Genomic DNA, 25,747 nt, shown 5'->3' with positions numbered 1-25,747 from the left:
AATGCATTTGATTGCGCCCCTAGAACGAAGTGAAAAACTTGCAATAGCTGGACAGTCGAAAAATTTCCCTTACAAAAACAGTAATACATTGACCGCCAAGACCGGAGTATCGCACTTGTCCCTATTCCTCATCGCGGCCCTTCCCTTTCTCGGCGCTGTGTTTCCAGCCCTGCTGATCAGGGCAGGACGAAATGCAGCAGCCTCGGCCGCGGGTTTGACCACGTTTCTGGCCCTTGCTGGTCTGCTGATCCACATTCCGTCTGTTATGCGCGGGGATGTCGTAACCGCTCGGTTCGATTGGATACCCCTTCTGGGCCTGAACGCGAATTTCATGCTGGATGGGCTTGGTTTCCTGTTTGCTCTGCTGATTCTTGGCATTGGTCTGCTGATCATTCTCTATGCGCGGTTCTATCTCTCGCGTGAGGACCCAATGGGTCAGTTCTACACCTATCTGCTGCTGTTTCAGGGCGCGATGGTCGGAATCGTCCTCTCCGACAACATTCTTCTTTTGCTTATCTTCTGGGAGCTTACATCTTTAAGCTCATTCCTTTTGATCGGTTATTGGAAACATCTGCCCGAAGGCCGTCAGGGCGCACGAATGGCATTAGCTGTCACCGGTTCGGGCGGTCTGGCGATGATCGCCGGGATGCTGATTTTGGGCAATATCGTCGGGTCGTATGACCTGAGCGTGATCCTTCAGAACAAAGAGTTGATCCAAGCCTCACCCTATTACCTGCCGGCGTTGATCCTGATCCTTCTGGGGTGTTTCACCAAATCGGCGCAGTTCCCGTTCCATTTCTGGCTGCCCCACGCGATGGCCGCCCCGACGCCTGTTTCGGCCTATCTGCACTCGGCCACGATGGTTAAGGCGGGGCTGTTCCTGATGGCGCGGATGTGGCCGGTTCTGGCCGGGACCGATGCGTGGTTCTATATCGTGGCCACCACCGGGCTGGTGACGATGCTGATGGGCGCGGTGATTGCGCTGTTCAAGGATGACCTAAAGGCATTGCTGGCCTTTTCGACCGTGTCGCATCTGGGTCTGATCACCATGCTACTGGGCTTTGGCACCAAATTTGCTGCCGTGGCTGCCGTATTCCACATCATCAACCACGCCACGTTCAAAGCCGCGCTGTTCATGACCGCCGGGATCGTCGATCATGAAACTGGTACGCGCGACGTAAAGCGGCTGGGCGGGTTGCGTCACCTGATGCCAATCACTTTCACGATTGGCACCATAGCGGCCCTGTCTATGGCCGGTCTGCCACCGTTGAACGGTTTCCTGTCGAAAGAAATGATGCTGGAGGAAACCGTCCACACCACCTGGCTGCATTCGCACTACCTGGTGCCTGGGCTGGCCCTTCTGGCGGCGCTGTTTTCGGCAGCCTACTCCTTCCGCTTTGTCAGCCATGTGTTCCTGGGTCCAAAACGCGACGACTATCCTGCGCATCCGCATGATCCACCTGTAGGTCTTTGGCTGGCCCCTGCGTTTTTGATTGTTTTGGTCGTTCTGATCGGCCTGTATTCCGCAGCGATTGTTGGCCCTCTGGTCGCCGTGGTTTCCAGCGCGGTGATTGGCGGCGAAAAACTGCCTTACTATTCGCTCAAGCTGTGGCACGGATTCACGCCTGCGCTTTACATGTCAGTCGTCGCAACGCTGGGCGGCTTGTTCCTGCTGTCGCAGCATCGCCGGGCGGAAAGCCTTTGGAACGCCCTGCCCCGCCCCGAGGCCAAGGTGATCTTTGAAGCTGTGATCGCAGCGATGACTGCGCTTAGCCGCCGGATCACGGATTCGCTGCATAATGGCGTGATCAGTCGCTATGCCATGATCCTGATCGTGTTCACAGTGGGTTTGGGATATTATGCCTATGCCACAGGCACGATCGGTCCGGTCACCCGCGAACCGCTGAAGCTTGAGATCATTCCGGTCGTCGGCTGGATCTGTCTGGTCGCCGCGACACTGGCTATCATGTGGTTCCACCGCAACCGCCTGCTGTCGCTGGTTCTGATCGGCGTCGTTGGCCTGATTGTTTCGATGGCGTTCAACTATCTGTCGGCACCCGACCTTGCGCTGACTCAGATCTCGGTTGAAGTGGTGACAATGATCCTGCTTTTGTTGTCCCTGAACTTCCTGCCCACGGACACACCATGGGACAGCAGCGCGGCGCGGCGGTGGCGCGATGCAGCAATCTCGGTCGGGGCCGGGATCGGTACAGGCGCTCTGGTCTATGCACTGATGCTGAGGGACTTTGCCTTTCCCGCGATCTCAGAGTTCCATCTGGCCAATTCCTACAAGGGTGGCGGGGGAACCAATGTGGTCAACGTGATCCTCGTGGACTTCCGAGGGTTTGATACGTTCGGAGAGATCATCGTGCTGGGCATTGCCGCTTTGATCATCTTTGCGCTGACGGAATCCGTTCTGGCGACCAACGTTCGGGCCTATCTGCTGAACCGCAAGCCGCACTGGCCTCAATCCGGGGATTCACATCCTTTGATGATGGTGGTGGTGACGCGTATGATGATGCCCATTGCCCTGATGGTGGGTGCCTACATCTTTTTCCGCGGTCACAACCAGCCTGGTGGAGGGTTCATCGCCGGCCTGATCGTGGCAATCGCCTTCCTGATGCAGTACATGGCCAGCGGCTATACTTGGGCGATCGAGCGTCAGCGGTTCTACTACCACGGCACAATCGGTTGGGGTGTTCTGATCGCTGCGGCAACAGGCATCGGCGCCTGGTTCAATGAACGGCCGTTCCTGACCAGCGACTTCGGCTATATTCACTGGCCCCCGCTCGAAGAGTTCGAATGGGCAACAGCAATCCTGTTCGATACGGGCGTTTTCCTGGCGGTTTTGGGTGCGGTCATGCTGGCACTGGACAGCCTGTCTCGTTTTGCGTGGCAGCCGGGTATGGCGCAGGAATTCCCAATGGATATCAACCCGCTGCGTGACGATCCGCCAGAAGAAGAACAAGAGAAGGAGCAGGTCTGATGGAAGCGCTGGTTGCCTCTGCCGTAGGCGTCATGACCACTGCCGGGATTTTCCTGATCCTGCGCCGTCGTACATTCCCGGTTATTCTGGGCCTGTCGCTGATCACCTATGCAGTGAACGTGTTTCTGTTTGCCACTGGTCGGTTGGCGCTGAACGCGCCTGCGGTGCTGAACAAATACGAAGATGTCCCTTACACCGATCCGCTGCCGCAAGCGCTGGTGTTGACGGCAATCGTCATTTCTTTTGGCATGACAGCGGTGATCGTGATGATCTCGTTATCCGCCTATCTGTCGGCGCGTAATGACCACATCGACATGAACGCGCAAGACAATACCGACGCGGCAGGAGATGACGCATGAACCACTGGATCGTAGCGCCGATCGTCCTGCCCGCGATCCTGGCCCCATTCATTATCATGGTCCTGCGCTACCACCTTGACCTGCAGCGCATCTTCTCGGTCGCTGGTGTGGTGGGCCTGCTGGGGATCGCTCTGACCATCACGGCGCAAGCTGCAGGCGGTGATATCCAGGTTTATGAACTGGGCAATTGGCCTGCACCCTTCGGTATCGTTCTTGTGCTGGATAGGCTGTCAGCCATGATGGTCCTGCTGACCGCGCTGCTGGCCTTGCCTATCGTGCTATATGCCATCGCCTCAGGTTGGGACGACAGGGGCAAGCATTTTCACGCGTTGTTTCACTTTCAGCTCATGGGTGTGTGTGGCGCTTTCCTGACGGGTGATGCTTTCAACCTTTTCGTGTTCTTCGAGGTCCTTCTGATCGCGTCCTATGGCCTGATGACCCATGGCGGCGGCGCGGTTCGCCTTAAGGCGGGGGTGCAATACGTCGCCTATAACCTGCTGGGCTCGACCCTGTTCCTGTTCGCGCTGGGCACGCTTTATGCGGTGACAGGCACGCTGAACATGGCGGATATGGCGGTGCGCGTTGCGGAATTGCCTGCCGAGGATACTGCTCTGCTGCGTGTGGGCGCGGTGCTGCTGTTGCTGGTCTTCTGTATCAAAGCCGCTGTTCTGCCCCTGCATTTCTGGCTGCCCGCCAGCTATGCCAACGCGCCACTGCCGGTCGCGGCCTTGTTTGCGATCATGACCAAAGTCGGGGCCTATTCGATCCTGAGGATGTATACGCTTGGCTTTGGCCCCGAGGTCGAAGCCACGCAGGGCCTGGTCGGGACATGGTTGCAACCCGCCGCACTGGTGACGCTGGCCATCGGAGCGATTGGTATCCTTGGCGCGCAGCACATCGCCCGGATGGTGGCCTTCTGCGCCATCGCCTCAATGGGGACGCTGCTGGTCGCTATCTCGTTGTTCACCGAAGCGGCTACTGGCGCGGCTCTCTACTACGTATATCACTCGACACTGGCAACCGCCCTGATGTTCCTTGTGGCCGATCTGGTCGTCGAACGTCGCGGCGGGGCGATCGCCCCGACCGCCCCAATGCCGCAAAGCGGGCTGGTCTCGGCCCTGTTCTTCGTCGGTGCGATTGCGTTGGCGGGCATGCCGCCCTTGTCCGGGTTTATCGGCAAGCTGCTGGTACTGGACGCAGCACGGGGCGCACCGGACGCAAACGCCATCTGGGCCGTCGTGCTGATCGGGTCCTTCGTGACGATTGTCGGACTGGCCCGTGCCGGGACGCTGATCTTCTGGAAAAGCCACGACGCGCAGCATATCGGCGATGGCAGCCAGGGTGACGTGGCCGAGCAGCCAGCCCCCGAACCCAATCCTGCTCTTGCTCTGACCTCGGTTTTCGGGCTGGTTTTGGGTTTGGTTCTGCTTACCCTTTTTGCCGGCCCTGCCCTGACCTATGCCACGAAAACGGCCGAGCAGCTTTACACGCCTGACGCCTACATCTCAGCTGTATTGGGAGGAGAAGAATGATCAGACTTCTGCGCCGGATTTTCCCCCACCCGCACCTGACGTTTCTGCTGACGGTCGTCTGGGTGTTACTTGCCAACACGGGTTCGTTGAACTCGGTCGTGTTTGGCCTGCTGTTGGGAATTATTATCCCCTTCATCACGCAACCTTATTGGCCCGACCGCCCGAAACTGCGCAACTGGCCAATGATCGCAGAATATATGCTGATTGTGCTGTGGGATATCGTTGTTGCCAACGTCACAGTGGCCATGATCATCCTGTTTAAACGTGACGCGGACCGGAAACCGTGCTGGATCAGTGTCCCGCTGGAGTTGCGCACACCCGAAGCGATCACTGTGCTGGCCGGCACCATCACGATGACCCCAGGAACCGTCAGCAGCGACCTGTCCGCTCAGGGTCACTGTCTTCTGGTTCATTGCCTGGATGCGCCAGACCCGGACGCGGTTCGCGACCAGATCAAACAACGTTACGAGCGGCGGCTGAAGGAGATTTTCGAATGATCGACTTGGCGATACAATTTGCCTTTGTCTGTTTCGGGGCCGCAATCATGATGTGTCTTTGGCGGATCATCACTGCTGATGGCGTGGGTACCCGGGTTCTGGCCTTGGATACGATGGTGATCAATACGATCGCTTTGATTGTGCTTTACGGCCTGTATCTCGGCACCGAGATCTTTTTCGAAGCCGCCATGATCATCGCCATGCTCGGCTTTGTCTCAACCGTGGCCTACGCACGCTTTATGCTGCGCGGCAACATTATTGAATGAGGGCGGAATGACATTCATTTTCGAACTGTTGATCGCCTTCTTTCTGGTTATCTCGGGCATCTTTGGATTTGTCGGCTCGTTTGGGATGATCAAGTTAAAAGACCCGATGTCGCGCCTGCACGCACCGACCAAGGCGACCACTTTGGGGGTGGGCGGCGTTTTGCTGGCCTCAATCTGCCACTCGGTACTTCTGGAAGGCAAGCTGTCCCTTCATGAACTGCTGATCACTCTGTTTTTGTTCCTGACTGCCCCGATCACGGCCCTGTTCATTGCCAAATGGCATATTCACCGCCATGAAAAGCCTGACGATCTGCCGGATGCTGGCGAGGATGAGCTTTGGGCCACCCACGCGGTCGAACAGGTCGAAGACGTCCCGGACCACAGCAAGACCTGATAACCATGCACATGCCTCCGCTGCCCCTGACCCGTGATCTGGTTCTCATTGGCGGAGGCCACACGCATGCGCTGCTACTGCGCATGTGGGGGATGAACCCCCTGCCCGGCGCGCGCGTCACCGTGATCAACCCCGGCCCGACTGCGCCATATTCCGGCATGCTGCCGGGGTTTGTCGCCGGTCACTATGAGCGTTGGGAACTGGATATCGATCTTGTTAAACTGGCCCGTTTCGCAGGCGCGCGAGTTATATTGGGGGCCGTTCAGGGCATCGACAGCAAAAACCGTACCGTCCATGTCCCCGGACGTCCTCCGGTCGCGTTCGATGTGGCGTCGGTGAATGTGGGGATCACCTCTGACATGCCGACACTGCCCGGTTTTGCCGAACACGCCATCCCCGCGAAACCGCTTGGCCCCTTTGCTGCACAATGGGCGGCCTATCTGGACGGCACTGGCCCTGCCGCTGTTACCGTGATCGGAGGCGGCGTCGCAGGGGTAGAACTGGTCATGGCAATGGCCCACGCCCTAAAGGCCAAAGGTCGAACGGCGCAGGTCACCCTGATCGACAATGCGAAAGCTCTGACCGCGACTGGGGAAAAGGCCGCCGCCACTATCCGCCGTACCATGGATGAGCTTGGCGTCGACGTGATTGAAGGCGCCGAAATCGACAGGATCACAAACGATCATGTCGCACTGAAAGATGGGCGCATAGTTCCCGCAGGTTTCGTAACCGGCGCAGCAGGCGCACGCCCTTACAGCTGGGTCGCCGACACAGAGCTTGATCTGCAAGACGGATTTATTTCCGTAAACGGCCAGTTGCAATCCAGCGATCCGGCTATTTTTGCGGCCGGGGATTGCGCCCATCTGTCCGAAAACCCCCGTCCCAAGGCAGGTGTTTATGCAGTCCGCGAGGCGCCAATCCTGTTCAAGAACCTCCGAGCCGCGCTTGGGGCCGGAAAAATGCGCCGCTATGCACCCCAAAAAGACTATTTGAAACTAATCTCGTTGGGCGGAAAATCCGCACTGGGGGAGAGGTTGGGAACATCGTTCAGCGGCCCGTTGATGTGGCGTTGGAAAAACCACATCGACCAGTCTTTTATGAACAAATTCCGCAACCTGCCTGAAATGGCACAGACTGCTCTACCGGCACAGCACGCGGCTGGACTTGCCGAAACCGCTGGTAACAAACCCATGTGCGGTGGTTGTGGAGCCAAGGTTGGCCGTGGCGCATTGCGGTCTGCCCTGTCGGCGCTGCCCCGATCGGAAAGGCCAGACGTCTTATCGCTGCCCGGCGACGACGCCGCAGTTCTAACAACCGGTGGCACGCGCCAGGTGATGACCTCGGATCACCTGCGGGCTGTGACCGATGATCCGGCAATGATGACCCGTATAGCTGCGGTTCACGCGTTGGGGGATATCTGGGCGATGGGGGCCGCGCCGCAGGCTGCGACGGCAACGCTTATTCTGCCTCGTATGTCTGCTGACCTGCAGCACCGCACGATGGCCGAGATCCTGGCGACCGCCGATGATGTGATGCGACAGGCCGGCGCCGAGATCGTTGGCGGACACAGCTCGATGGGGGATGAAATGACCATCGGCTTCACGTTGACAGGGCTGTGCGAGCGCGATCCGATCACTCTGTCCGGCGCCCGCACGCAAGACGCCTTGATCCTGACCAAGCCACTGGGCAGCGGTGTCATCATGGCCGCGGAAATGGCGGGGATGGCCAAAGGTGAATGGGTGGCGCAAGCCTTTGACCAAATGGTTCATCCGCAGGGTGAGGCCGCCCGGCTTCTGGCCGACGCCCATGCAATGACCGATGTGACGGGGTTTGGGCTGGCCGGGCATCTGCTAGGTATGTGCGAGGCCTCGGAGTGTGGCGCGACACTGGATTTGGACGCAATTCCCTTGATGAAAGGCGCGCTGGAACTGACCCGGACCGGAGTGCGCTCGACCCTGTTTGCAGATAACCGAGTCACGGCTCCGGATTTGCCCGAAGGCGGCAAGGCCGACCTACTTTTTGATCCGCAAACCGCCGGAGGCTTATTGGCCGCCGTCCGCGCCGAGCACGCCCATGGAATTTGCGAGCGCCTGCGCGCGGCAGGGTATCCAGCTGTGGTGATCGGACAGATTACGGAAACGGCCGGCTTACAGCTTTCATAGCTGGTCCAAAACCGCTTTGATCTGATCCGCTGCATCGCTCAGACCTACAGCGTCCAATGACGCAGCATCGATACTTGCGATCACGTTCGACACCCGAGTACGGCTGGACTTGGTATAGGCCGGGTCATAGTGCTGCTGCATCAAAGCGCTGGTCAAAGCACGCTTGTCTCCGGCCTCGATCAGTTTGATCCAACCATCGACCACGTCATGGCCCCGGTGGAACCGCAATGGCGACAGACGATCCTTGAGCCGTTCGGTATCTGCCAGGACATCCTCATAGGCGGACACAAGATAATCCGACCGGGCCGCGATCGATGCCCGCACAAGTATGCGCGATGCGTTGCGCAAAGCAGACCAGACCGAGGGCGGCAGGATCAGAGTTCCGATTTTAGACGATTCCGCCTCAACAACGACCGGGCGGCTTGGATCCAGATTGCACAGAGCACAGGCCAGCGCGGATTCGAAGGCCTTTTGACTGGGTTGTCCTCCGGGCATCTCGCCCAGCAAAGATCCTCGATGATTGGCCAAGCCTTCAAGGTCCAGCACTTGAACGCCCTGGGCCTTGAGAAGCGTAAGTAGCTCCGTCTTGGCAGTTCCGGTATAGCCATCCAACGCATATAGGCAGTGGGGCAACGGATCATCATAGAGGTACCGCTTCACCAGCCTGCGATATGTCCGATAGCCGCCCTCAACCACCTCAGCCCGCCAACCGATCTGTTGCAACATCCAAGTAAACGACCCGGATCGTTGACCGCCGCGCCAGCAATAGACCAGCGGCTTCCAACCGCCTTCGTGATGCGACAGGCTGTTTTCGATATGATTTGCGGCATTTCGGAAGACCAGCGCAGCTCCCAGTTTACGCGCCAGAAATGGGCTTTGCTGCACGTAAATTGTACCGACCCGCGCGCGCTCATCATTGTCCAGAACGGGAAGGCTGATGGCGCCCGGCAGGTGATCCTCGGCGAATTCAGCGGGGCTGCGCACGTCAATCACAGTGTCGAATTCGTGCGCGTAGAGATCGGGCAAACTGTTAAATGTCAAAGCCATGCCAACGATCTATCTTGCGCAAGCGGGCTTGAAAAGGACGGCCGTCATTCGACCAGAGGCTCGATCAGTGACGACCCGCTGGCCCGGTTCGAATTCACGACCGGGTCAACGCGGTGGTATGTCAGGACATCTTCGGCACCCGGCGTCATAAGTCGCGCGGCCCCTTTCCCGGTCTCACCCAGCCACATTGGCCAGTCCTGTTGTTCAAGGATCAATGGCATACGGTGATGAATGGCCCCAAGACGCGTGTTGGCGGGCGTGGTCACGATGGCGCATGTCCCTTGTCGGTTCTCGTCAGAGCCCCAATTCTGCCAGACCCCCGCAAAAGCAATCGGCGCTTGATCCTGACGATGGATATACCATGGCAGGCGGTCACCGTTTGGAGTTTTCGTCCATTCGTAAAACCCTGTCGCTACAATCAGACACCGCCTCTCACGGCAGGCTGCGCGATAGGCAGGTTTTTCAGCCAGGGTTTCTGACCGGGCATTGATTAGCAACGGCCCGGCCGTTTCAGTTTTGTACCAGTGCGGGATAAAACCCCAGCGCAAGGGATCAAGGGTGCGCCCGTCCTGATCCGAGCGGACCACATGCACTTGATTTGTCGGGCAAACGTTAAAGTTGGGCACTGCGGGCAACGTATTCGCGGGCCGCGCTGAAAACAGCTGCGCCATAGCGTCGTTTGGAAGAGTTATTGCAAACCGTCCGCACATAGGAGATGAACCATCAATATTCGTTTCGTTCGGGCAAAGGTTCTCACGGGGTCTCATGCAAAATCAAACAGCGAAAACCATAAAAGGCAAGGCTGTGGCCGCTTTAGAGGCTGGCAAGCTTCAACAGGCACTGAAAAAGGCGCAGTTGGGCCTGAAGAAATTTCCAGCTGACACGGATTTTCACGCCATTTCCGGGTTTGTCCTGACCGAGTTGAAACAGTATCGAAAATCCATTCCACATTTTGTTGAGGCATCCAAACGAAAGCCAAACGATCCCCAGTTTGCGGAAAACCTTGCAAACGCTTTGATGCAGACCGGGCAAATTCCAAAAGCATTGGAGTATGCCGAGCAAAAACTGCAGAAATTTCCCAATAACAAAGAGCTGAGCCGGGTTATTGACGAAATTGAGCTTAAGGGTAGCAACTGGCGTGCCATCATCGACAACGCGACCAAAAAGCTAGAGAGCGACCCGGACAATGCCAGCCTGTTGTCGTCTCGCGCCAGAGCTTATGGGCGCATTGGCTTTGTTGAAGAAAATACGCGCGACATTGCCCGAGCTTTCGAGCTTGCTCCGGACAACGAGAGCATCGCGTTCCAAAAGGCAATCAATTTGCACCAGAGCGGCGACAAGGAAACCGCCGGTGAAATCCTGCGTAAGATTACGGCACAAAACCCCGAGCACGTTTTTTCACTTCTTCAGTTGTCGACAATGGCCAACAAGGACAGTGCGCCCGACTTAATCGAGAAGGTTGAGACAGCCATTGCAAATAGCGAACACAAGCTGTCCGAGCTTGAATTTGCGAAGGCACATTTGCTGTCCAAAACTCAGGGGCTTAGCGCTGCGCTGCCTCAATTCGAGCGCGCGAACGCAATTCAACACGAAACAATCCCGTACGATTTCGCGGCAGAAGAGCAAAAGTTCGAAGTGATCACCGGGCAGTTCCGTGAAAACACCGATCTTCCATCCTCTGATATAAGCGAAAGCCCTGTACCAATCTTCGTTCTGGGACAGCCCCGTTCGGGTACGACCTTGATGGAGATGATGCTCAGTTCTGCCCCCGGGGTTGCAGGATGTGGCGAGCTGACAGTGGCCGCCGATCTCTCGCGTGATTTTGAGCAGGCGTCTCATGCTTTCAGCTCGCAGAATGCAAGCGAGTTCGCACACGACTTTCGCGCCCTGATGCCCCCAATCCCAGAAGGATCGGTCGCGTTTGTCGACAAGATGCCACACAATTTCCAGCGAATTGGATTCTTGCTGGCAGCTTTTCCGAACGCAAAGATCATTAACATGCTTCGGGATCCGCGGGACGTCGGCTTGTCAAAATGGATCAGGCGCTTTCCAGCGGGTGGAATGCGGTATGCCTCGAACCAAAAGGCGATCGCGCATACCGCGAATATGTATCGACGCTACATGACGCATTGGAACACGGTGTTTGGCGACCGAATACTGACAGTCCAATACGAAAAACTGGTTGAAGACCCAAAGACTTACAGCCAACAGGTTGCTGCGTTCTGTGACCTCGAGTGGACCGAGACGATGATGCATCCGGAGGAAAACACCAAGCAGGTCAGGACGGCTAGCATCGATCAGGTGCGTAAGAAGATTTCAACTAAGTCGATCGGCGGCTGGCGCAGTGTATCCGACCACCTTCAGCCGATGTTGCAAGGCCTCGATCCCGAGCTTTGGCCAGAATACGATTTTGACTGACCAAAAAAGGCCGCGCAGCATGGCGCGGCCTTTTCCAATAGTATAACGGGTTACTTCTGCTTGATGCGCCCGTCCACGTACGGCGTGTAAGGCGCGTTTTCCGCAAGATATTCAGCAGTTACATCCGCCAGATCCGGGCCAAAATCATAGGCGTTCTTGTCGTCACCCTCGAACATTTTGTATCCGTCGCCGCCATTGCGAACATAGTTGTTGGTCACCACAAGGTAAGTCGCTTCCGGATCAATCGGCACATAGCCGCCATCCTTGGCCACCATAACTTCGGTGATACGTCCCTCGTTAGGCGCAACCGATGGGTCCCACGTAAAGGTCATGCCGGCCACCTGAGGGAAACGACCTTTGACCTCTTCGACCTGGCTCACACCATTTTCCAGCGCATCGATGACACCCTGACCGCTGATCTCGAAAGTCGAAAGAGTGTTCTGGAATGGAAGAACAGTCAGGACTTCGCCCATGGTCACTTCACCCTCGTCGATTGACGCGCGCAGGCCGCCTGAGTTTGCAATCGCAATCTGGGCACCCTGATCCGCGACGCGCGCCAGCATTGCATCTGCAACGAGGTTGCCCATTTCACATTCCTGAACCCGGCATACATCGCGATTGCCTTCGATCGACGCAGCCGAGCTGGCGACGACTCGTTTCTTCATCTCTTCAATCGGTGCGCCCATCTCGGCGACTTGTGCAGCGATGTCCGGATCCGGCGTCACAGACGCATCCAACAGGATCGGTTCGCCTTCTGCCGAAACCAGGTTTCCATCATCGTCAAAAGTCAGAGTGACCTCACCCAGATACTTGGAATAAGCGTAAGCCTGAACCACGGGCACATCGCCTACCATCAGAGGATAAGATCCGGCGGCCCCTTCTTGCGTATTCGACAGCAACGTATGCGAGTGCCCGCCGATGACCAAATCAAGCCCCGGGACCTTCTCGGCAATTTCGATGTCCTTGGCCAGACCGACATGGTTCAGTGCAATGACAATGTCGACACCTTCGGCCTGCAACGCCTCTACATCTGCTGTCAGGCTATCGATTTCATCTTGGAACAGAACGTCCTTGCCGGGGCTGGATGTATCTACGGTATCGGTTGCCAAAGCGGATACGATACCAACCTTTTGCCCGCCGACATCCAGAACCAGATGCTGTTGTACGCGATCTTTCAAATCTGCCGAAGATGACAGATCAAGGTTGCCGGAAATTACGGGAAAACTCACCGCGTCAATGAAAGCCGCCAGACCTTCGGGGCCATCGTCGAATTCGTGGTTGCCGACCGCCATCGCGTCGTAACCGATGGCCTCCATGAACTCTGCCTCGGCCGCACCTTTATAGGTGGTATAGAAAAGCGAGCCTTGAAACGGATCGCCTGCATCCAGCACCAGAACGTTTTGTCCGTTCAACGCATCGCGGCGCCCGTCAATTGCCGTCTTCAACCGCGCCATACCACCAAAGCACTTACCCTCGGCTTCGTCCTCGGCGTCACAGGTTGAATCGTATTTGTTGATCGATTCGATACGACTGTGGATATCATTGGTGTGAAGAATGGTCAGCTTGTACTCGGCCGCGGCCATGCCTGCGGTCAGGCCCAGAACGGCGGCCGATGTCAGCAAACGGGTGAACATATTCAAACTCCCTATTGTTATTTGCCGTGATGGTGCGCCGTGTTGCGGGAAGAGTCAAAGGGGGAAATCCGGCTTGATTCTACCTGCCGCGCGGGGCATCACGGCCCTATGCTGATTTACAAGATTTTCCGGTCCGACGAATGGGCCGCGTTGCAATTCAACGGGGCGACAGATGGCGCTCCGATTGATGTTTCCGACGGGTATGTCCATTTCTCGACAGCGGAACAGGCGGCCGAGACGGCCGCCAAGCACTTCGCTGGGGTCGACGGTTTGACATTGCTGGCTTGTGACGCCGAGGCGTTGGGGGACGACTTGAAGTGGGAGGTCTCGCGCGGGGGCGCGCTGTTCCCGCATCTCTACCGACAGATCAGGATGACAGATGTGCTTTGGGCTGAACCTTTGCCCTATGACGGGCAGGCCCACCAGTTCCCCGAGGAGATGGAATGACCCGCTACATCGACCCCGAGCGCGCTCAGTTCGAGGCGTTCAAGAATCTGGACCGTGATCATCCGATCGAGATGCTCAATCTGGTGAAATTCCGCTTCAAGGCCGCGTACCCGGATGACCATGATCTGGCCGATGCCGGTCTGACCGGCGCGCAGGCCTATCGCAACTACGGGGCCGAGACGGCCCCGATCATCGCTCGAATCGGCGCGCATATTTTATGGAGCGGCGCGTTTCAAACAACTCTGATCGGCCCGCAGGACGAGGTTTGGGACGCAGTCTTTATCGCCCGCTATCCCACCGCCCATGCGTTCATGGAAATGGTCACAGACCCGGACTACCAAAAAGCGGTCGTGCATCGTCAGGCGGCGGTGGACACGTCGCGCCTGATCCGTTGCGCTCCGACCCAAAGCAGAGAGAGCTTCGGATGAAACTGACCGAGAAACTGGGCCTTGCCGCCCTGCACCGGATGGATCCGGAAGCCGCGCATGGGATGTCGATAAAGGCGTTGAAAGCGGGCCTTGCCCCTGCGCCCGGTCCTGTGACCTCGTCCCGATTGCGCACGCAGGTGGCTGGGCTTGACCTGCCCAACCCGGTCGGGCTGGCCGCTGGGTTCGACAAGAACGGCGAGGTTCTGACACCCCTGTCTCGCGTGGGCTTCGGGTTTATCGAGGTCGGCGCCGTGACCCCTCGCCCGCAGCCCGGCAACCCCAAACCCCGCCTGTTTCGCCTGAGCGAAGACAAGGCCGCCATCAACCGCTTTGGCTTCAACAACGAAGGCATGGAGGTCATGGCCCAACGTCTGGCGGATCGTCCCAAAGACGCGGTGATCGGCCTGAACCTGGGTGCGAACAAGGACAGCGACGACCGCCCCGGCGATTTTGCCAAGGTGCTGGCCCATTGCGCAGCGCATCTGGATTTCGCGACGGTCAATGTTTCGTCCCCCAATACCGAGAAACTGCGCGACCTGCAGGGCAAGGCCGCGCTAAGCGCGTTGCTGGCGGGAGTGATCGAGACCCGCGATGCTCTACCGCGCATCCTGCCTGTGTTCCTGAAGATCGCCCCCGATCTGACCGAAGACGAGCTGCAGGATATCGCCGAGGTCGCTCGCGAAACCGGCGTGGATGCGTTGATCGCCACCAATACCACCCTGTCCCGCGACGGTCTGCGCAGTGTTCACAAGGATCAAGCCGGAGGTCTGTCCGGAGCACCTCTGTTCGACAAATCCACCCGCGTATTGGCGAGATTGAACCAGTTGACCGACGGCCAGATCCCCCTGATCGGTGTTGGCGGGATCAGTACGGCGGAACAGGCCTATGCCAAGATTTGCGCCGGAGCCTCTGCCGTGCAGTTCTACACGGCGATGGTTTATGGCGGCATTTCACTGGCCGCTGAGATCGCGCAAGGGTTGGACAAACTTCTGGCGCGCGACGGGTTCGACACGGTCGCACAGGCTATGGGCAGCAAACGTGAGAACTGGCTATGATCGAATATTGGCACAACCCCCGCTGTTCCAAATCCCGCGCAGGGCTGGCGTTGCTTGAGGAAAAAGGCGCGCAGGTCGAGGTGCGGAAATACCTTGAAGACGCGCCCTCGGCGGATGAGTTGCGCGCAACACTGGCCCTTTTGAACGTACCCGCCATCGACATGATGCGGACGGGCGAGAAACAGTTCAAGGAACTCGGGCTGACCAAAACCACGTCAGAGGACGCATTGATCGCGGCCATGGCGAAACACCCGATCCTGATCGAGCGTCCTCTGGCGATCAATGGCGACAAGGCCGCCATCGGCCGCCCGCCCGAGAACCTGCTGGACCTGCTTTAAGCGATCTGCGCCTCAAGCCGGGGATAGCGCCAGCCCAAGGTCAATCCCCGCGCGATGTTCAGAACCATCAACGCGGCCCAAAGGCCGTGATTGCCCAGAGTCGGCACCAGTACGAACAGGGCAACCACGTAGATTGCAACCGACTGGATCATCGCGTTGCGCATATCCCGCGTCCAGGTTGCCCCGATATAGATGCCGTCGAACATCCAGCTAGCCACTCCGATCACCGGGGCCAGCGCCGCCCAGATCAGGTATTCTCGCGCGGCCAGACGGACCTCGGGAGAGGTAGACATAAGGTCGATCAGCGCAGGCCCGGCAAGGTAGAATACCGCGCCCAGCGCGAAAGCACCCCCTACCCCCCACTGAGACGCCATGACCGAAGCCCGCCGCACCTGATACCGGTCCCGCGCACCCACTGCGCCACCCACCAACGCCTCGGCTGAAAAGGCGAATCCGTCCAGCGCAAAGGCGGTGATCTCAAGAAACTGCAGAAGGACCTGATTGGCCGCCAGATTGACGTCGCCCAGATCCGAGCCCACGAACAGAAAGGTGGTGAAAGAACCCGTCAACAGGACCGATCGGATCATGATATCGGTATTCACCTGCACCATCCGACGCAAACGCGCGGCGTTGAATATGCGGGGCCAGTCGCGCCACTGATTGCCACCGAACGCGGTGCGACACAGCCACAGACCCAACGCCAGACCAGTCCACTCGGCGATCAAAGTGGCGATGGCGACACCTTCGACACCCCAGCCCAACCCCAGAACGAACCATAGGTCCAACAGGATGTTCAACCCGTTCATCCAGATCTGAAGCAGGAACACGCCGCGCGTGCGTTCGATTGCAATCAACCAGCCGGTCACGGCATAAAGCGCTATTGTCGCCGGCGCCCCCCAGATCCGAATTTCAAGGTATGCGCGAGTCAGGGACTCGACCTCGGGACTGGCCGGGGACAGCGCGAAGGCCCCCCAGAACACCCACACTTGCGTAACGATAAAGACAAGACCCGCCGCACCGCCCAGAAGCAGGCCGCGCATCAACAGCGCTCCGGTCTCGGCCGTGTCGCCCGCCCCGCGCGCCTGCGCTGCAAGACCGGTGGTGCCCATGCGCAAAAACCCGAAGATCCAATAGATCGCAGACAGGATGACAGCACCCATGCCGACGGCTCCGATGGGTGCCGCCTGCCCCATCTGACCCACAACGCCGGTATCGACCGCGCCCAAAATCGGAACGGTTGCGTTTGACAACACGATAGGAAGGGCAATCTTCAGCACCCGTCCATGCGTTATAGGTGCCGAAGCGTCCTGCATGGTGTTCTAGCTATCCTTGGCCTTAGGTTGCGGCATCAGGAAATGCCCCGATGCCTGCGCATAGGGACGCGCGTGGTTGTCCTGCCACGCTTCGACCCTAACCGATGCATAACGCCGCCCCGATCGGCTGACAAAAGCACGGGCATAGGCGTCGCGTGGCAAACCCGATCGCAAATAGTCGACCGTGAAGTCGACCGTTTTTGGAAACCGGATCGACTCGTCCTTGACGATTGCATCGGCGTCCAATTCACCGCTTTCGATACTGGGCAGGAAGTACTCCCAACTCAGCGTGATGACGGCCGTCACTTCGAGAAAAGCGGCAGTGACCCCGCCGTGCAGGGCTGGAAGCAGGGGATTTCCGATCAACTTTTCGTCAAAATTCAGCACTCCGGTCAGCTCGTCCCCGCGCCGGTCGAAGGCAATATTGAGGAACCGAATAAAGGGGACACCATCGACGATCGCGTTCAGTGCCGCATCGCGCCTGTGCTTGACCACCTGCATGGGTTCGGGACGTTGCCGCGCCATCACAAACCCTCCACCGTGAAAGACCCCGAGGCTGTGGCAACAGGCAACTCCTGATCCTCGTCCATCGCGGTCGCGCGCACAAAGGCGACATTGCGGGTCAAGTGGTAGCACATAGCGTGGGTCGTGATGCTCTGACCCGGCGTCGCAGCCCTCATATAGTCTATTCTCAGGTCAATCGTAGCCGTACCGCCGGGGGCGGCAGGATGGCTCATGACGGCGGCTCCGCAGCACGTATCTAGTACTGCAAAAACCGCACCTCCGTGAATGACGCCAGTGCGCGGATCGCCGACCAGTTCGGCATTATACGGCATCGTTATTTCAGCCTCGCCATTCCCGATTTTGTTCAGCTTCATACCCAACGCGCGAGCATGCGGAATCGCTTCGATGAACTGGCGTGCGATAGCGGCTTTGTCGACCATCTGCTTGTGTCCTCTTGATTTATCCCTTTATGAGCGTGTGACCCGCAAAAGAGCAAGCCCGCCTGTTGCGCTTGAAGCCGACAGGTCATAGGCTGCCGCAGAGGAGATCAGGAATGTCCGACGACCGTTTGTCATTCAAAGAGATGTGTGCCGAGTTCGATGTGACCCCGCGCACCCTGCGTTACTATGAATATATCGAGCTTTTGCAGCCCGATCGTGAAGGCCGCTCGCGGTTTTACGGTCCGCGCGAATGTGCGCGTATGACGTTGATCATGCGGGGGCGCAAATACGGGTTCCCTCTGGAAGACATCCGGCAGTGGTTGCTGATCTACGAAGATCAGGGGAATCAGGCGCAGATGAAGACGTTTGTCGAGATGGCTGACCTTCAACTGATCGAGCTGAATTCACAGAAACAACAGCTTGACGATGCGATCGACGCCCTGAAACAGATGCGCGATCAGACCGCGAAATCCCTGAACTGATCGCGGCTACCCAGCCCTTCGATATAGTGCTATTCCTTTCGACCCTGCTGTCGCGCTGTTGACTGGCAGGGCTATTTTTGTTGCGCCTCCACGCCCCAATCTGGTTGTTTCCGACACTATTCGTGACGTGACGTAACGACCGTCCAACCTCAAATCAACTTGACGCAAACGGAAGTTACGTCAACTTATTTGTGACGTAGCGTTTGGATTACGCGAACGCCATCTCCGTGTTGTAAGTGGCGCACAAACTGCGCAACTGAACCACATCAACGCCAGTGAACAAGAGTGCTGAAGCCATGACCGAAGATCTGATGACCATTCGTGAAATGTGCGAGACTTATGATGTCACGCCGCGAACTTTGCGGTTTTACGAGGCCAAGGAACTGCTGTTCCCGATCCGTGAAGGACAGAAACGTCTGTTCACCAAACGTGACCGCGCCCGTCTGAAACTGATCCTGCGCGGTAAGCGTTTTGGGTTCAGCCTCGAGGAAATCCGGCAGTTGCTGGACCTTTATCATGTGGGTGATCAGCAGATGACCCAGATGACCCGCACATTTGAGATCGCCCGTGAACGCTTAGCCGACATGGAAGCACGCAGGGAAGAACTGACCCAGGCGATCGACGATCTGAAAGAACAGTTGCGTTGGGGCGAGAAAGTGATCGCCTCGATGAAAAACGACAAAAAGGCCGCCGAGTAACTCCCGGCGGTTCCAATCACCGGACATTCGAATTTTAAAGGGAGCTTCAAATGCCCGTCTACAACGCGCCAACCAAAGACATGCAATTCATCCTGCACGAAGTGCTGAACGTATCGGGATCGGACATTCCCGGTTACGACGAACTGGACGCGGATTTCACCGCTGCCGTGCTGGAAGAAGCAGGCAAGATTTCATCAAACGTTCTGCATCCGCTGAACGTGGTTGGCGATACTGAAGGCGTTCGCCACGAAAATGGTGTCGTTTACACCCCTACAGGGTTCAAAGACGCTTTCGAGCAAGTCAAAGAAGGTGGCTGGACCGGTCTGGACATGCCCGAAGAGTTCGGCGGCCAGAACATGCCCTACGTGATCGGCAGCGCGGTGGGTGAGATGTTCTCATCCTCGAACCAGGCGTTCACCATGTATCAGGGCCTGACCCATGGCGCGGCCTCGGCCATTCTGGCCCACGGCACCGACGAGCAAAAAGCCACCTACCTGCCCAACATGGTCAGCTGCGAGTGGACCGGCACCATGAACCTGACCGAGCCGCATTGCGGCACCGATCTGGGCCTGATGCGCACCAAGGCCGAACCGCAGGACGATGGCAGCTATAAGGTGTCGGGTCAGAAGATCTTTATCTCGGCCGGTGACCACGACATGGCCGACAACATCATCCATCTGGTTCTGGCCAAGATCCCCGGCGGCCCCGAGGGCATCAAGGGCGTATCGCTGTTCATCGTGCCCAAGTTCATCGTCAACGAAGACGGCTCGCTGGGCGAACGCAACGGCGTTTCGGTCGGCAAGGTCGAAGAGAAAATGGGCATCCACGGCAACTCGACCTGTGTGATGAACTATGACGAAGCCACCGGCTTCCTGCTGGGCGATCTGCACAAAGGTATGCGTGCCATGTTCACAATGATGAACGAAGCGCGTCTGGGTGTAGGTATGCAGGGCCTGGCACAGGCCGAGGCTGCCTATCAGAACGCGGTAGAATATGCCAAGGACCGTCTGCAGGGTCGTGATGTAACCGGCGCCAAGAACCCCGATGGTCCGGCCGATCCGCTGATCGTCCACCCCGACATCCGTCGCAGCCTGATGGATCAGAAAAGCTTTACCGAAGGCGCGCGTGCGTTTGCCCTGTGGGGGGCCACGATGATCGACAAGGCGCATCGCTCGCATGACAAGGATGCGGACGGCCTGATCTCGCTGCTGACGCCGGTCATCAAGGGTTTCCTGACCGATGAAGGCTATGACATGACCGTCAAGGCACAGCAGGTCTACGGCGGCCACGGTTATATCGAGGAATGGGGCATGTCGCAGTATACCCGCGACGCCCGCATCGCGATGATCTATGAGGGTGCAAACGGCGTTCAGGCGCTGGACCTTGTGGGTCGTAAGCTGGCCACGGATGGCGGCAAGCACGTGATGGCCTTCTTCGAGATGGTCAAGAATTTCTGCAAGGAAAACGGTGGCCAGAACGAAGCGCTGGACAAGGCGTTCATCGAACCGCTCAAGGCGGCCTCGAAGGATCTGCAGGCAGCTGGCATGTACTTCATGCAGAACGGCGCCAAGAACCCCAACCACGCGCTGGCCGGTTCGAACGACTTCATGCACATGTTCGGCCATGTCTGCCTGGGCCTGATGTGGGCACAAATGGCAAAAGCGGCTTATGCAGCCCTTGACGGCGGCACCTCGGATACCGAGTTCTACGAGACCAAGATTGCCACCGGTCAGTTCTACATGGCCCGTCGCCTGCCGGCTACTGCGCTGCACCTTGCACGCATTCAGACCGGTGCCGACACCGTCATGGCGCTCGAGGCGGCAAGCTTCTGATCTGAAACCGGCTGCGGGGCTGTTCCCGCAGCCGGGTTTTCGAAAGGATAGACATGCCGAAACGTTTTCGACTGACCCGCCGTTTCCCGGTTGCCATGACCGAAGATGGATATCGCCGCCTCAGGGCCTTTTCCCGCGAGGCCGGTCTGGACGAAGGCGAAGCACTGTCTTTCCTGTTTGAAAACTTCAACAGCGTCATTCACGAGGAGAACCTGACGCACCGCTTGCGTATCTTCAATTCGGAACTCGAAGCGCGCAAACGTTAAAGAACCGCGACCGCCCGACAAAGGGCGGGCGAAAGCCAACGGCACCACTCGGTCGGGCATACGTCAAGGGAGGCTAAGGATGACCATCAAACTGCACTGTTTCAGCGTCAGCGGAAACTCTTACAAGGCTGCGCTGGCTTTGGAGATGTCCGGGTTGGACTGGGAGCCAATCGAAGTTGATTTCTTTAACGGCCAGACCCGCACACCGGAATACAGGGCGAATGTCAACGCGATGGGCGAAGCGCCCGTCTTGGTGGACGGTGATTTCAGCACCAGCCAGTCTGGTGCCATTCAAGCGTATGTGACCGAAAAGACCGGAAAGTTTGGTGGTAATTCTCACGCTGAGCGGTACGAAGTTCTGCGCTGGGTTTTGTGGGACAATCACAAGCTCAGCTCAGGAGCTGGAATGACACGATTTTTGATGAATTTCCTTCCCGCAGAGCATCGGAATGCTGACGTCATTGCCTTTAATCAGGGCCGTTTGAAGTCGGCCTATCAAATTCTGAACGCACATCTGGATGGCCGCGACTGGATCGTGGGCGACGGCGTGACTAACGCCGATCTCAGCTGCTGCGGATACCTGTATTACCCCGAGCCCTTCGGTTTTGACCGTTCCGAATGGCCCAATATCGACAAATGGCTGACGCGGCTGTCTGAACAGCCGGGTTGGCAACACCCCTACGACCTGATGCCCGGCCAAGTGCCGGATCGAGCTTAAGGAGAGCATCATGACCGAAGCTTACATCTATGACGCCCTGCGCACACCGCGCGGAAAGGGCCGCAAGGATGGCAGCCTGCACGAGGTAACCTCGGTGCGACTGTCCGCCGTCGCCCTTAACGCAATGAAAGAGCGTAACAACCTGGAAGGCCACGCCGTTGAAGACGTGATCTGGGGCAACGTCACGCAGGTGATGGAACAGGGCGGCTGTCTGGCCCGTTCTGCAGTTCTGGCATCGGATTTGGATGAATCGATCCCCGGTCTGGCCATCAACCGCTTCTGCGCCTCGGGCATGGAAGCTGTGAACCTGGCCGCCAACCAGATCAAAGGCGGTGCCGGTGACGGCTACATCGCCGGCGGCGTCGAGATGATGGGCCGCGTGGCCATGGGGTCGGACGGTGCGGCGATTGCCGTTGATCCGTCGCTGGCGATGGACACGTATTTCGTGCCGCAGGGGATTTCCTCGGACATCATCGCGACCGAATACGGCTTCAGCCGCGATCAGGCAGACCAGCTGGCGATGGAGTCGCAGCGCCGCGCCGCGCAGGCGTGGGAAGAAGGCCGCTTTGCCAAGTCGATTGTCCCCGTCAAAGACCGCAACGGCCTGACCATTCTGGACCATGACGAATACATGCGCCCCGGCACCGACATGCAGAGCCTCGGCGGCCTGAACCCCGCCTTCCAGATGATGGGCGAGCAGATGCCGGGCTTCGACAAAGTCGCCCTGCTGAAATACCCGCACCTGGAAAAGATCAACCACATCCACCACGCGGGCAACAGCTCGGGCATCGTGGACGGGGCTGCGGCCGTTCTGATCGGCAACAAGGAATTCGGTGAAAAGCACGGCATCAAACCGCGCGCACGGATCAAGGCCACTGCCAAGATCGGTTTGGACCCGACCATCATGCTGACTGGCCCGGTTCCGGTGACCCAGAAAATCTTGGCCGACAACGGCATGCAGATTTCGGATTTAGACCTGTTCGAAGTGAACGAAGCCTTCGCTTCGGTCGTGTTGCGGTTCCAGCAAGCATTTGATGTGGACCCAGAGCTGGTTAACGTCAATGGCGGCTCGATTGCGATGGGTCACCCGCTGGGTGCAACTGGCGCGATGATCATCGGTACTCTGTTGGACGAGCTGGAGCGGCAGGACAAAGAAACCGGTCTGGCCACGCTCTGCATTGCGTCGGGCATGGGTGCCGCGACCATCATCGAGCGGGTCTGATGCCCAAGCTGGATCTCTCTCAGATCCCGTTTATTGGGGGATCGTCCTATCCTGGCAAGCTGGCCGAGGCGACCGCAGGTCGTTTCGTTCAGCGGCTGGGGGATGCGGGCGGTCTGACCCAATATGGGGTCAACATCGTGCGGTTGGAGCCTGCGGGGATGTCCTCGCTGCGGCACTACCACATGGAGCAGGACGAGTTCGCCATTGTGCTTTCCGGCATCTGCACCCTGATCGACGACGATGGTGAGCATGAGATGCAGCCCGGTGATTGTGCGGCCTGGCCCGCAGGTGAGCCCAACGGCCACCACCTTGTAAACAAAACCGATGCGCCCGCGACCTTTCTGGTGGTGGGCACGCGGACCCCGACCGAGACCGGCTTTTATAGCGATATCGACATGATGGTGAAGGACGACGCAGATGGCGAATCCTTCACCCGGAAAGACGGCAGCCCGCTGACGGCTGACCAGATTGGAGACGACGGATGACCGAGTTTACCCTGACCAAAGACGCCGACGGCGTCGGCACGATTACCTGGGATGTTCCCGGCAAATCAATGAACGTGATGTCCTTTGACGGACTGACGCAACTGGACGCCTGCATCGATCAGGCGCTGGCCGATGACGAGATCAAAGGCATCATCATCACCTCGGGCAAGAAGGGTTCCTTTGCCGGCGGCATGGACCTGAACCTGTTGGCCGTCATGAAGGAAGAGGCCGGTGACGATCCCGCCAAGGGCCTGTTCGAAGGCACGATGAAAATTCACGCCCTGCTGCGTAAGATTGAATTGGCGGGCATGGACTTCAAAACCAAGAAGGGAGGCAAGCCGATTGCAGCCGTTCTGCCCGGCACCGCCGCCGGGATCGGCATGGAACTGCCCCTGTCGACTCACCGCATCTTTGCTGGTGAAGATCCCAAAGCCAAATACGGCCTGCCGGAAATCATGGTCGGCATCTTCCCCGGTGCGGGCGGCACCACGCGCATGATCCGCAAGATGGGTACGATTGCTGCAGCTCCGCTGTTGCTGGAAGGCAAGATGCTGGACGTCAAAAAAGCCAAAGGTGCTGGCTATATTGACGAGATCGCCGCCGACCCCATGGCCGCCGCGAAAGAGTGGGTTTTGAACGCCAAGGAGACTGATCTGGTCAAACCTTGGGACGCCAAAGGGTACAAGATGCCCGGTGGTGCCCCCTACCACCCAGCCGGTTTCATGAACTTCGTCGGTGCATCTGCGATGGTGCACGGCAAAACTCAGGGTGCTTACCCGGCAGCCAAGGCTTTGCTGAGCGCGGTTTATGAAGGCGCGCTGGTCGATTTCGACACCGCCCTGCGGATCGAGGCTCGCTGGTTCACCACTGTGCTGATGAACCCGTCATCAGGTGCAATGATCCGCTCGCTGTTCCTGAACAAAGAGGCGCTGGACAAAGGCGCCGTGCGCCCTGCCGGAATCCCCGATCAGTCGGTTAGGAAAGTCGGTGTTCTGGGTGCAGGCATGATGGGGGCCGGTATCGCGCTGGTCTCGATCCAAGCCGGTATGGAGGTTGTCCTGATTGACCGCGATCAGGCCGCCGCGGACAAAGGGAAAGCATATTCCGAGACCTATCTGGACAAGTCGGTCAAGCGGGGGAAGATCTCAGAAGACAAGAAAGACGTCATGCTGGGCCTGATCACTCCAACACCTGATCTGGAAAAGTTGAAAGGCTGTGACCTGATCATCGAAGCCGTGTTCGAAGACCCCGCCGTCAAAGCCGACATGACCAAAAAGGTCGAGGCGATTATCTCGGACGACTGCATCTTTGCCTCGAACACATCGACCCTGCCGATCACCGATCTGGCCAAGGCCAGCGTGCGCCCTGATCAGTTCATTGGTATCCACTTCTTTTCGCCGGTCGAGAAGATGCTGCTGGTCGAGATCATTAAGGGCAAGGAAACTGGTGATCGTGCGGTTGCCAAAGCGCTGGATTATGTGCGCCAGATCCGCAAAACGCCCATCGTGGTCAACGACGCGCGGTTCTTCTACTGCAACCGTTGCATCATCCCCTACCTGAACGAAGGCGCCCGTATGGTGACCGAAGGTGTCAGCCCCGTGCTGGTCGACAACGCCGCACGTCAGCTGGGCTTCCCGGTGGGACCAATTACCCTGACCGATGAAACCTCGATCGATCTGGGCGCCAAGATCGCCCGCGCCACCAAGGCCGCGATGGGCAATGCCTATCCGGCAAGCAGCGCCGACGATCTGATCTTCTGGATGGAAGAACAGGGGCGTCTGGGCCGCAAGTCCAAGGCCGGTTTCTTTGACTATGACGAAAAGGGCAAGCGTCAGGGATACTGGAAAGGTCTGCAGGACAAATTCCCGCTGGCCGAGGACCAGCCCGATCTGATCGAAGTTCAGGAACGCCTGATGTTCGCTCAGGTTCTGGAAGCCGTCCGTGCGCTGGAAGAAGGCGTAGTGGAAGACATCCGCGAGGCCGATGTTGGCGCGATCCTGGCTTGGGGCTTTGCGCCCTGGTCCGGTGGTCCGCTCAGCTGGGTCGACATCATCGGCGCACCTTATGCGGCCGAGCGTTGCGACCAACTGACGGCGAAATATGGCGATCGGTTCGCCTGCCCGCCGCTGCTGCGCGAGATGGCCGAGAAAGGCCAGACCTTCTACGGCCGCTTCGACCCCGAAGCGAAAGCAGCCTGAACTAAAAAACTGGCGCATGTTCTGCA

At 58.2% G+C, this 25,747-nt stretch carries 26 protein-coding genes; 20 read left to right on the top strand and 6 right to left on the bottom strand.

Translation table 11 applies throughout. From position 1 onward, the window contains the following. The first annotated feature begins 115 nt into the window (after positions 1-115). Genes GOW48_RS06420 through selD form a run of 7 tightly spaced genes read left to right on the top strand, consistent with a single transcriptional unit; the run spans position 116 to position 8,196 of the window. Positions 116-2,986, top strand: a complete 2,871-nt coding sequence (locus GOW48_RS06420; protein ID WP_170752335.1) for a monovalent cation/H+ antiporter subunit A — start codon at positions 116-118, stop codon at positions 2,984-2,986. Then, positions 2,986-3,345: a Na+/H+ antiporter subunit C gene (locus GOW48_RS06415; RefSeq protein ID WP_170752333.1), complete on the top strand. Its 360-nt coding sequence runs from the start codon at positions 2,986-2,988 to the stop codon at positions 3,343-3,345. Before GOW48_RS06420 ends, GOW48_RS06415 begins: the two co-directional genes overlap by 1 nt. After that, on the top strand, positions 3,342-4,877 hold the full coding sequence (locus GOW48_RS06410) for a monovalent cation/H+ antiporter subunit D (protein WP_170752331.1): 1,536 nt from the start codon (positions 3,342-3,344) through the stop codon (positions 4,875-4,877). The genes GOW48_RS06415 and GOW48_RS06410 overlap by 4 nt, the downstream gene beginning before the upstream one ends. Beyond that, entirely contained in the window at positions 4,874-5,374 is a 501-nt protein-coding gene (locus tag GOW48_RS06405; protein WP_174821829.1) for a Na+/H+ antiporter subunit E, read from the top strand. The genes GOW48_RS06410 and GOW48_RS06405 overlap by 4 nt, the downstream gene beginning before the upstream one ends. Then, positions 5,371-5,640 carry a K+/H+ antiporter subunit F gene (locus GOW48_RS06400; protein WP_170354690.1) on the top strand — a complete coding sequence of 90 codons (270 nt, stop codon included), beginning with the start codon at positions 5,371-5,373 and terminating at the stop codon, positions 5,638-5,640. The genes GOW48_RS06405 and GOW48_RS06400 overlap by 4 nt, the downstream gene beginning before the upstream one ends. Positions 5,641-5,647: 7 nt before the next feature. Beyond that, a complete protein-coding gene (locus GOW48_RS06395; protein WP_170354691.1) occupies positions 5,648-6,034 on the top strand; it encodes a Na+/H+ antiporter subunit G in 387 nt (128 codons plus the stop codon). A gap of 5 nt (positions 6,035-6,039) precedes the next feature. Beyond that, positions 6,040-8,196 carry a selenide, water dikinase SelD gene (selD, locus tag GOW48_RS06390; RefSeq protein ID WP_170752329.1) on the top strand — a complete coding sequence of 719 codons (2,157 nt, stop codon included), beginning with the start codon at positions 6,040-6,042 and terminating at the stop codon, positions 8,194-8,196. Here the strand turns inward: selD and mnmH are convergent. Then, the gene (mnmH, locus tag GOW48_RS06385) at positions 8,191-9,243 is read right to left on the bottom strand and encodes a tRNA 2-selenouridine(34) synthase MnmH (RefSeq protein WP_170752327.1); all 1,053 of its coding nucleotides are present in this window, start codon (positions 9,241-9,243) and stop codon (positions 8,191-8,193) included. The genes selD and mnmH overlap by 6 nt on opposite strands. A 44-nt stretch (positions 9,244-9,287) precedes the next feature. After that, a complete protein-coding gene (locus tag GOW48_RS06380; RefSeq protein ID WP_170752980.1) occupies positions 9,288-9,953 on the bottom strand; it encodes an SOS response-associated peptidase in 666 nt (221 codons plus the stop codon). Positions 9,954-10,008: 55 nt separating this feature from the next. Here GOW48_RS06380 and GOW48_RS06375 point away from each other — a divergent pair, with 55 nt between their 5' ends. Beyond that, the gene (locus tag GOW48_RS06375) at positions 10,009-11,661 is read left to right on the top strand and encodes a tetratricopeptide repeat-containing sulfotransferase family protein (protein WP_170752325.1); all 1,653 of its coding nucleotides are present in this window, start codon (positions 10,009-10,011) and stop codon (positions 11,659-11,661) included. 50 nt (positions 11,662-11,711) lie between these two features. On the opposite strand, the gene GOW48_RS06370 is transcribed toward GOW48_RS06375, so the two are convergent. Further along, positions 11,712-13,295 (bottom strand): bifunctional metallophosphatase/5'-nucleotidase, encoded by a 1,584-nt coding sequence (locus tag GOW48_RS06370; RefSeq protein WP_170752323.1) that lies wholly within the window; start codon positions 13,293-13,295, stop codon positions 11,712-11,714. 108 nt (positions 13,296-13,403) lie between these two features. On the opposite strand from GOW48_RS06370, the gene GOW48_RS06365 reads away from it, so the two are divergent. Genes GOW48_RS06365 through arsC form a run of 4 tightly spaced genes read left to right on the top strand, consistent with a single transcriptional unit; the run spans position 13,404 to position 15,563 of the window. Further along, positions 13,404-13,742, top strand: a complete 339-nt coding sequence (locus tag GOW48_RS06365; protein WP_170752321.1) for a DUF952 domain-containing protein — start codon at positions 13,404-13,406, stop codon at positions 13,740-13,742. Next, positions 13,739-14,170 carry a DUF1330 domain-containing protein gene (locus GOW48_RS06360; protein ID WP_170752319.1) on the top strand — a complete coding sequence of 144 codons (432 nt, stop codon included), beginning with the start codon at positions 13,739-13,741 and terminating at the stop codon, positions 14,168-14,170. Before GOW48_RS06365 ends, GOW48_RS06360 begins: the two co-directional genes overlap by 4 nt. Continuing rightward, positions 14,167-15,225: a quinone-dependent dihydroorotate dehydrogenase gene (locus GOW48_RS06355; RefSeq protein WP_170752318.1), complete on the top strand. Its 1,059-nt coding sequence runs from the start codon at positions 14,167-14,169 to the stop codon at positions 15,223-15,225. The genes GOW48_RS06360 and GOW48_RS06355 overlap by 4 nt, the downstream gene beginning before the upstream one ends. Beyond that, positions 15,222-15,563 carry an arsenate reductase (glutaredoxin) gene (gene arsC / locus GOW48_RS06350; RefSeq protein ID WP_170752315.1) on the top strand — a complete coding sequence of 114 codons (342 nt, stop codon included), beginning with the start codon at positions 15,222-15,224 and terminating at the stop codon, positions 15,561-15,563. Before GOW48_RS06355 ends, arsC begins: the two co-directional genes overlap by 4 nt. On the opposite strand, the gene GOW48_RS06345 is transcribed toward arsC, so the two are convergent. From GOW48_RS06345 to GOW48_RS06335, 3 genes are read right to left on the bottom strand one after another with little or no spacing between them, the layout of a single operon-like run. Continuing rightward, positions 15,560-16,876, bottom strand: coding sequence for an MATE family efflux transporter (locus GOW48_RS06345; protein ID WP_170752313.1), 1,317 nt, complete (start codon positions 16,874-16,876; stop codon positions 15,560-15,562). The two genes, arsC and GOW48_RS06345, sit on opposite strands and share 4 nt — an antisense overlap. A 6-nt stretch (positions 16,877-16,882) precedes the next feature. Beyond that, entirely contained in the window at positions 16,883-17,401 is a 519-nt protein-coding gene (locus GOW48_RS06340) for a PaaI family thioesterase (RefSeq protein ID WP_170752311.1), read from the bottom strand. Further along, entirely contained in the window at positions 17,401-17,820 is a 420-nt protein-coding gene (locus GOW48_RS06335) for a PaaI family thioesterase (protein ID WP_170752309.1), read from the bottom strand. The genes GOW48_RS06340 and GOW48_RS06335 overlap by 1 nt, the downstream gene beginning before the upstream one ends. Positions 17,821-17,933: 113 nt before the next feature. Here GOW48_RS06335 and GOW48_RS06330 point away from each other — a divergent pair, with 113 nt between their 5' ends. The 8 genes from GOW48_RS06330 (at position 17,934) to GOW48_RS06295 (ending at position 25,721) form a co-directional block, all read left to right on the top strand. Continuing rightward, complete coding sequence (locus tag GOW48_RS06330) at positions 17,934-18,302, top strand: MerR family transcriptional regulator (RefSeq protein WP_170354703.1); 369 nt, start codon at positions 17,934-17,936, stop codon at positions 18,300-18,302. A gap of 296 nt (positions 18,303-18,598) precedes the next feature. Further along, on the top strand, positions 18,599-19,000 hold the full coding sequence (locus GOW48_RS06325) for a MerR family transcriptional regulator (RefSeq protein ID WP_170354704.1): 402 nt from the start codon (positions 18,599-18,601) through the stop codon (positions 18,998-19,000). Positions 19,001-19,050: 50 nt separating this feature from the next. Continuing rightward, the gene (locus tag GOW48_RS06320; protein WP_170752307.1) at positions 19,051-20,832 is read left to right on the top strand and encodes an acyl-CoA dehydrogenase C-terminal domain-containing protein; all 1,782 of its coding nucleotides are present in this window, start codon (positions 19,051-19,053) and stop codon (positions 20,830-20,832) included. Positions 20,833-20,885: 53 nt separating this feature from the next. After that, positions 20,886-21,098, top strand: coding sequence for a hypothetical protein (locus tag GOW48_RS06315; RefSeq protein ID WP_170354706.1), 213 nt, complete (start codon positions 20,886-20,888; stop codon positions 21,096-21,098). Between the two features lie 79 nt (positions 21,099-21,177). Further along, positions 21,178-21,816 carry a glutathione S-transferase family protein gene (locus GOW48_RS06310; protein WP_170354707.1) on the top strand — a complete coding sequence of 213 codons (639 nt, stop codon included), beginning with the start codon at positions 21,178-21,180 and terminating at the stop codon, positions 21,814-21,816. Between the two features lie 10 nt (positions 21,817-21,826). Continuing rightward, complete coding sequence (locus GOW48_RS06305; RefSeq protein ID WP_170354708.1) at positions 21,827-23,038, top strand: acetyl-CoA C-acetyltransferase; 1,212 nt, start codon at positions 21,827-21,829, stop codon at positions 23,036-23,038. Beyond that, positions 23,038-23,523, top strand: a complete 486-nt coding sequence (locus GOW48_RS06300) for a cupin domain-containing protein (protein WP_170354709.1) — start codon at positions 23,038-23,040, stop codon at positions 23,521-23,523. Before GOW48_RS06305 ends, GOW48_RS06300 begins: the two co-directional genes overlap by 1 nt. After that, a complete protein-coding gene (locus GOW48_RS06295) occupies positions 23,520-25,721 on the top strand; it encodes a 3-hydroxyacyl-CoA dehydrogenase NAD-binding domain-containing protein (protein WP_170752306.1) in 2,202 nt (733 codons plus the stop codon). Before GOW48_RS06300 ends, GOW48_RS06295 begins: the two co-directional genes overlap by 4 nt. The last annotated feature ends 26 nt before the right edge of the window (positions 25,722-25,747 follow it).

The sequence above is a fragment of the Ruegeria lacuscaerulensis genome (assembly GCF_013033355.1).
Taxonomy (GTDB): domain Bacteria; phylum Pseudomonadota; class Alphaproteobacteria; order Rhodobacterales; family Rhodobacteraceae; genus Ruegeria; species Ruegeria lacuscaerulensis_A.
This window is presented reverse-complemented; position numbering and strand designations above follow the sequence as displayed.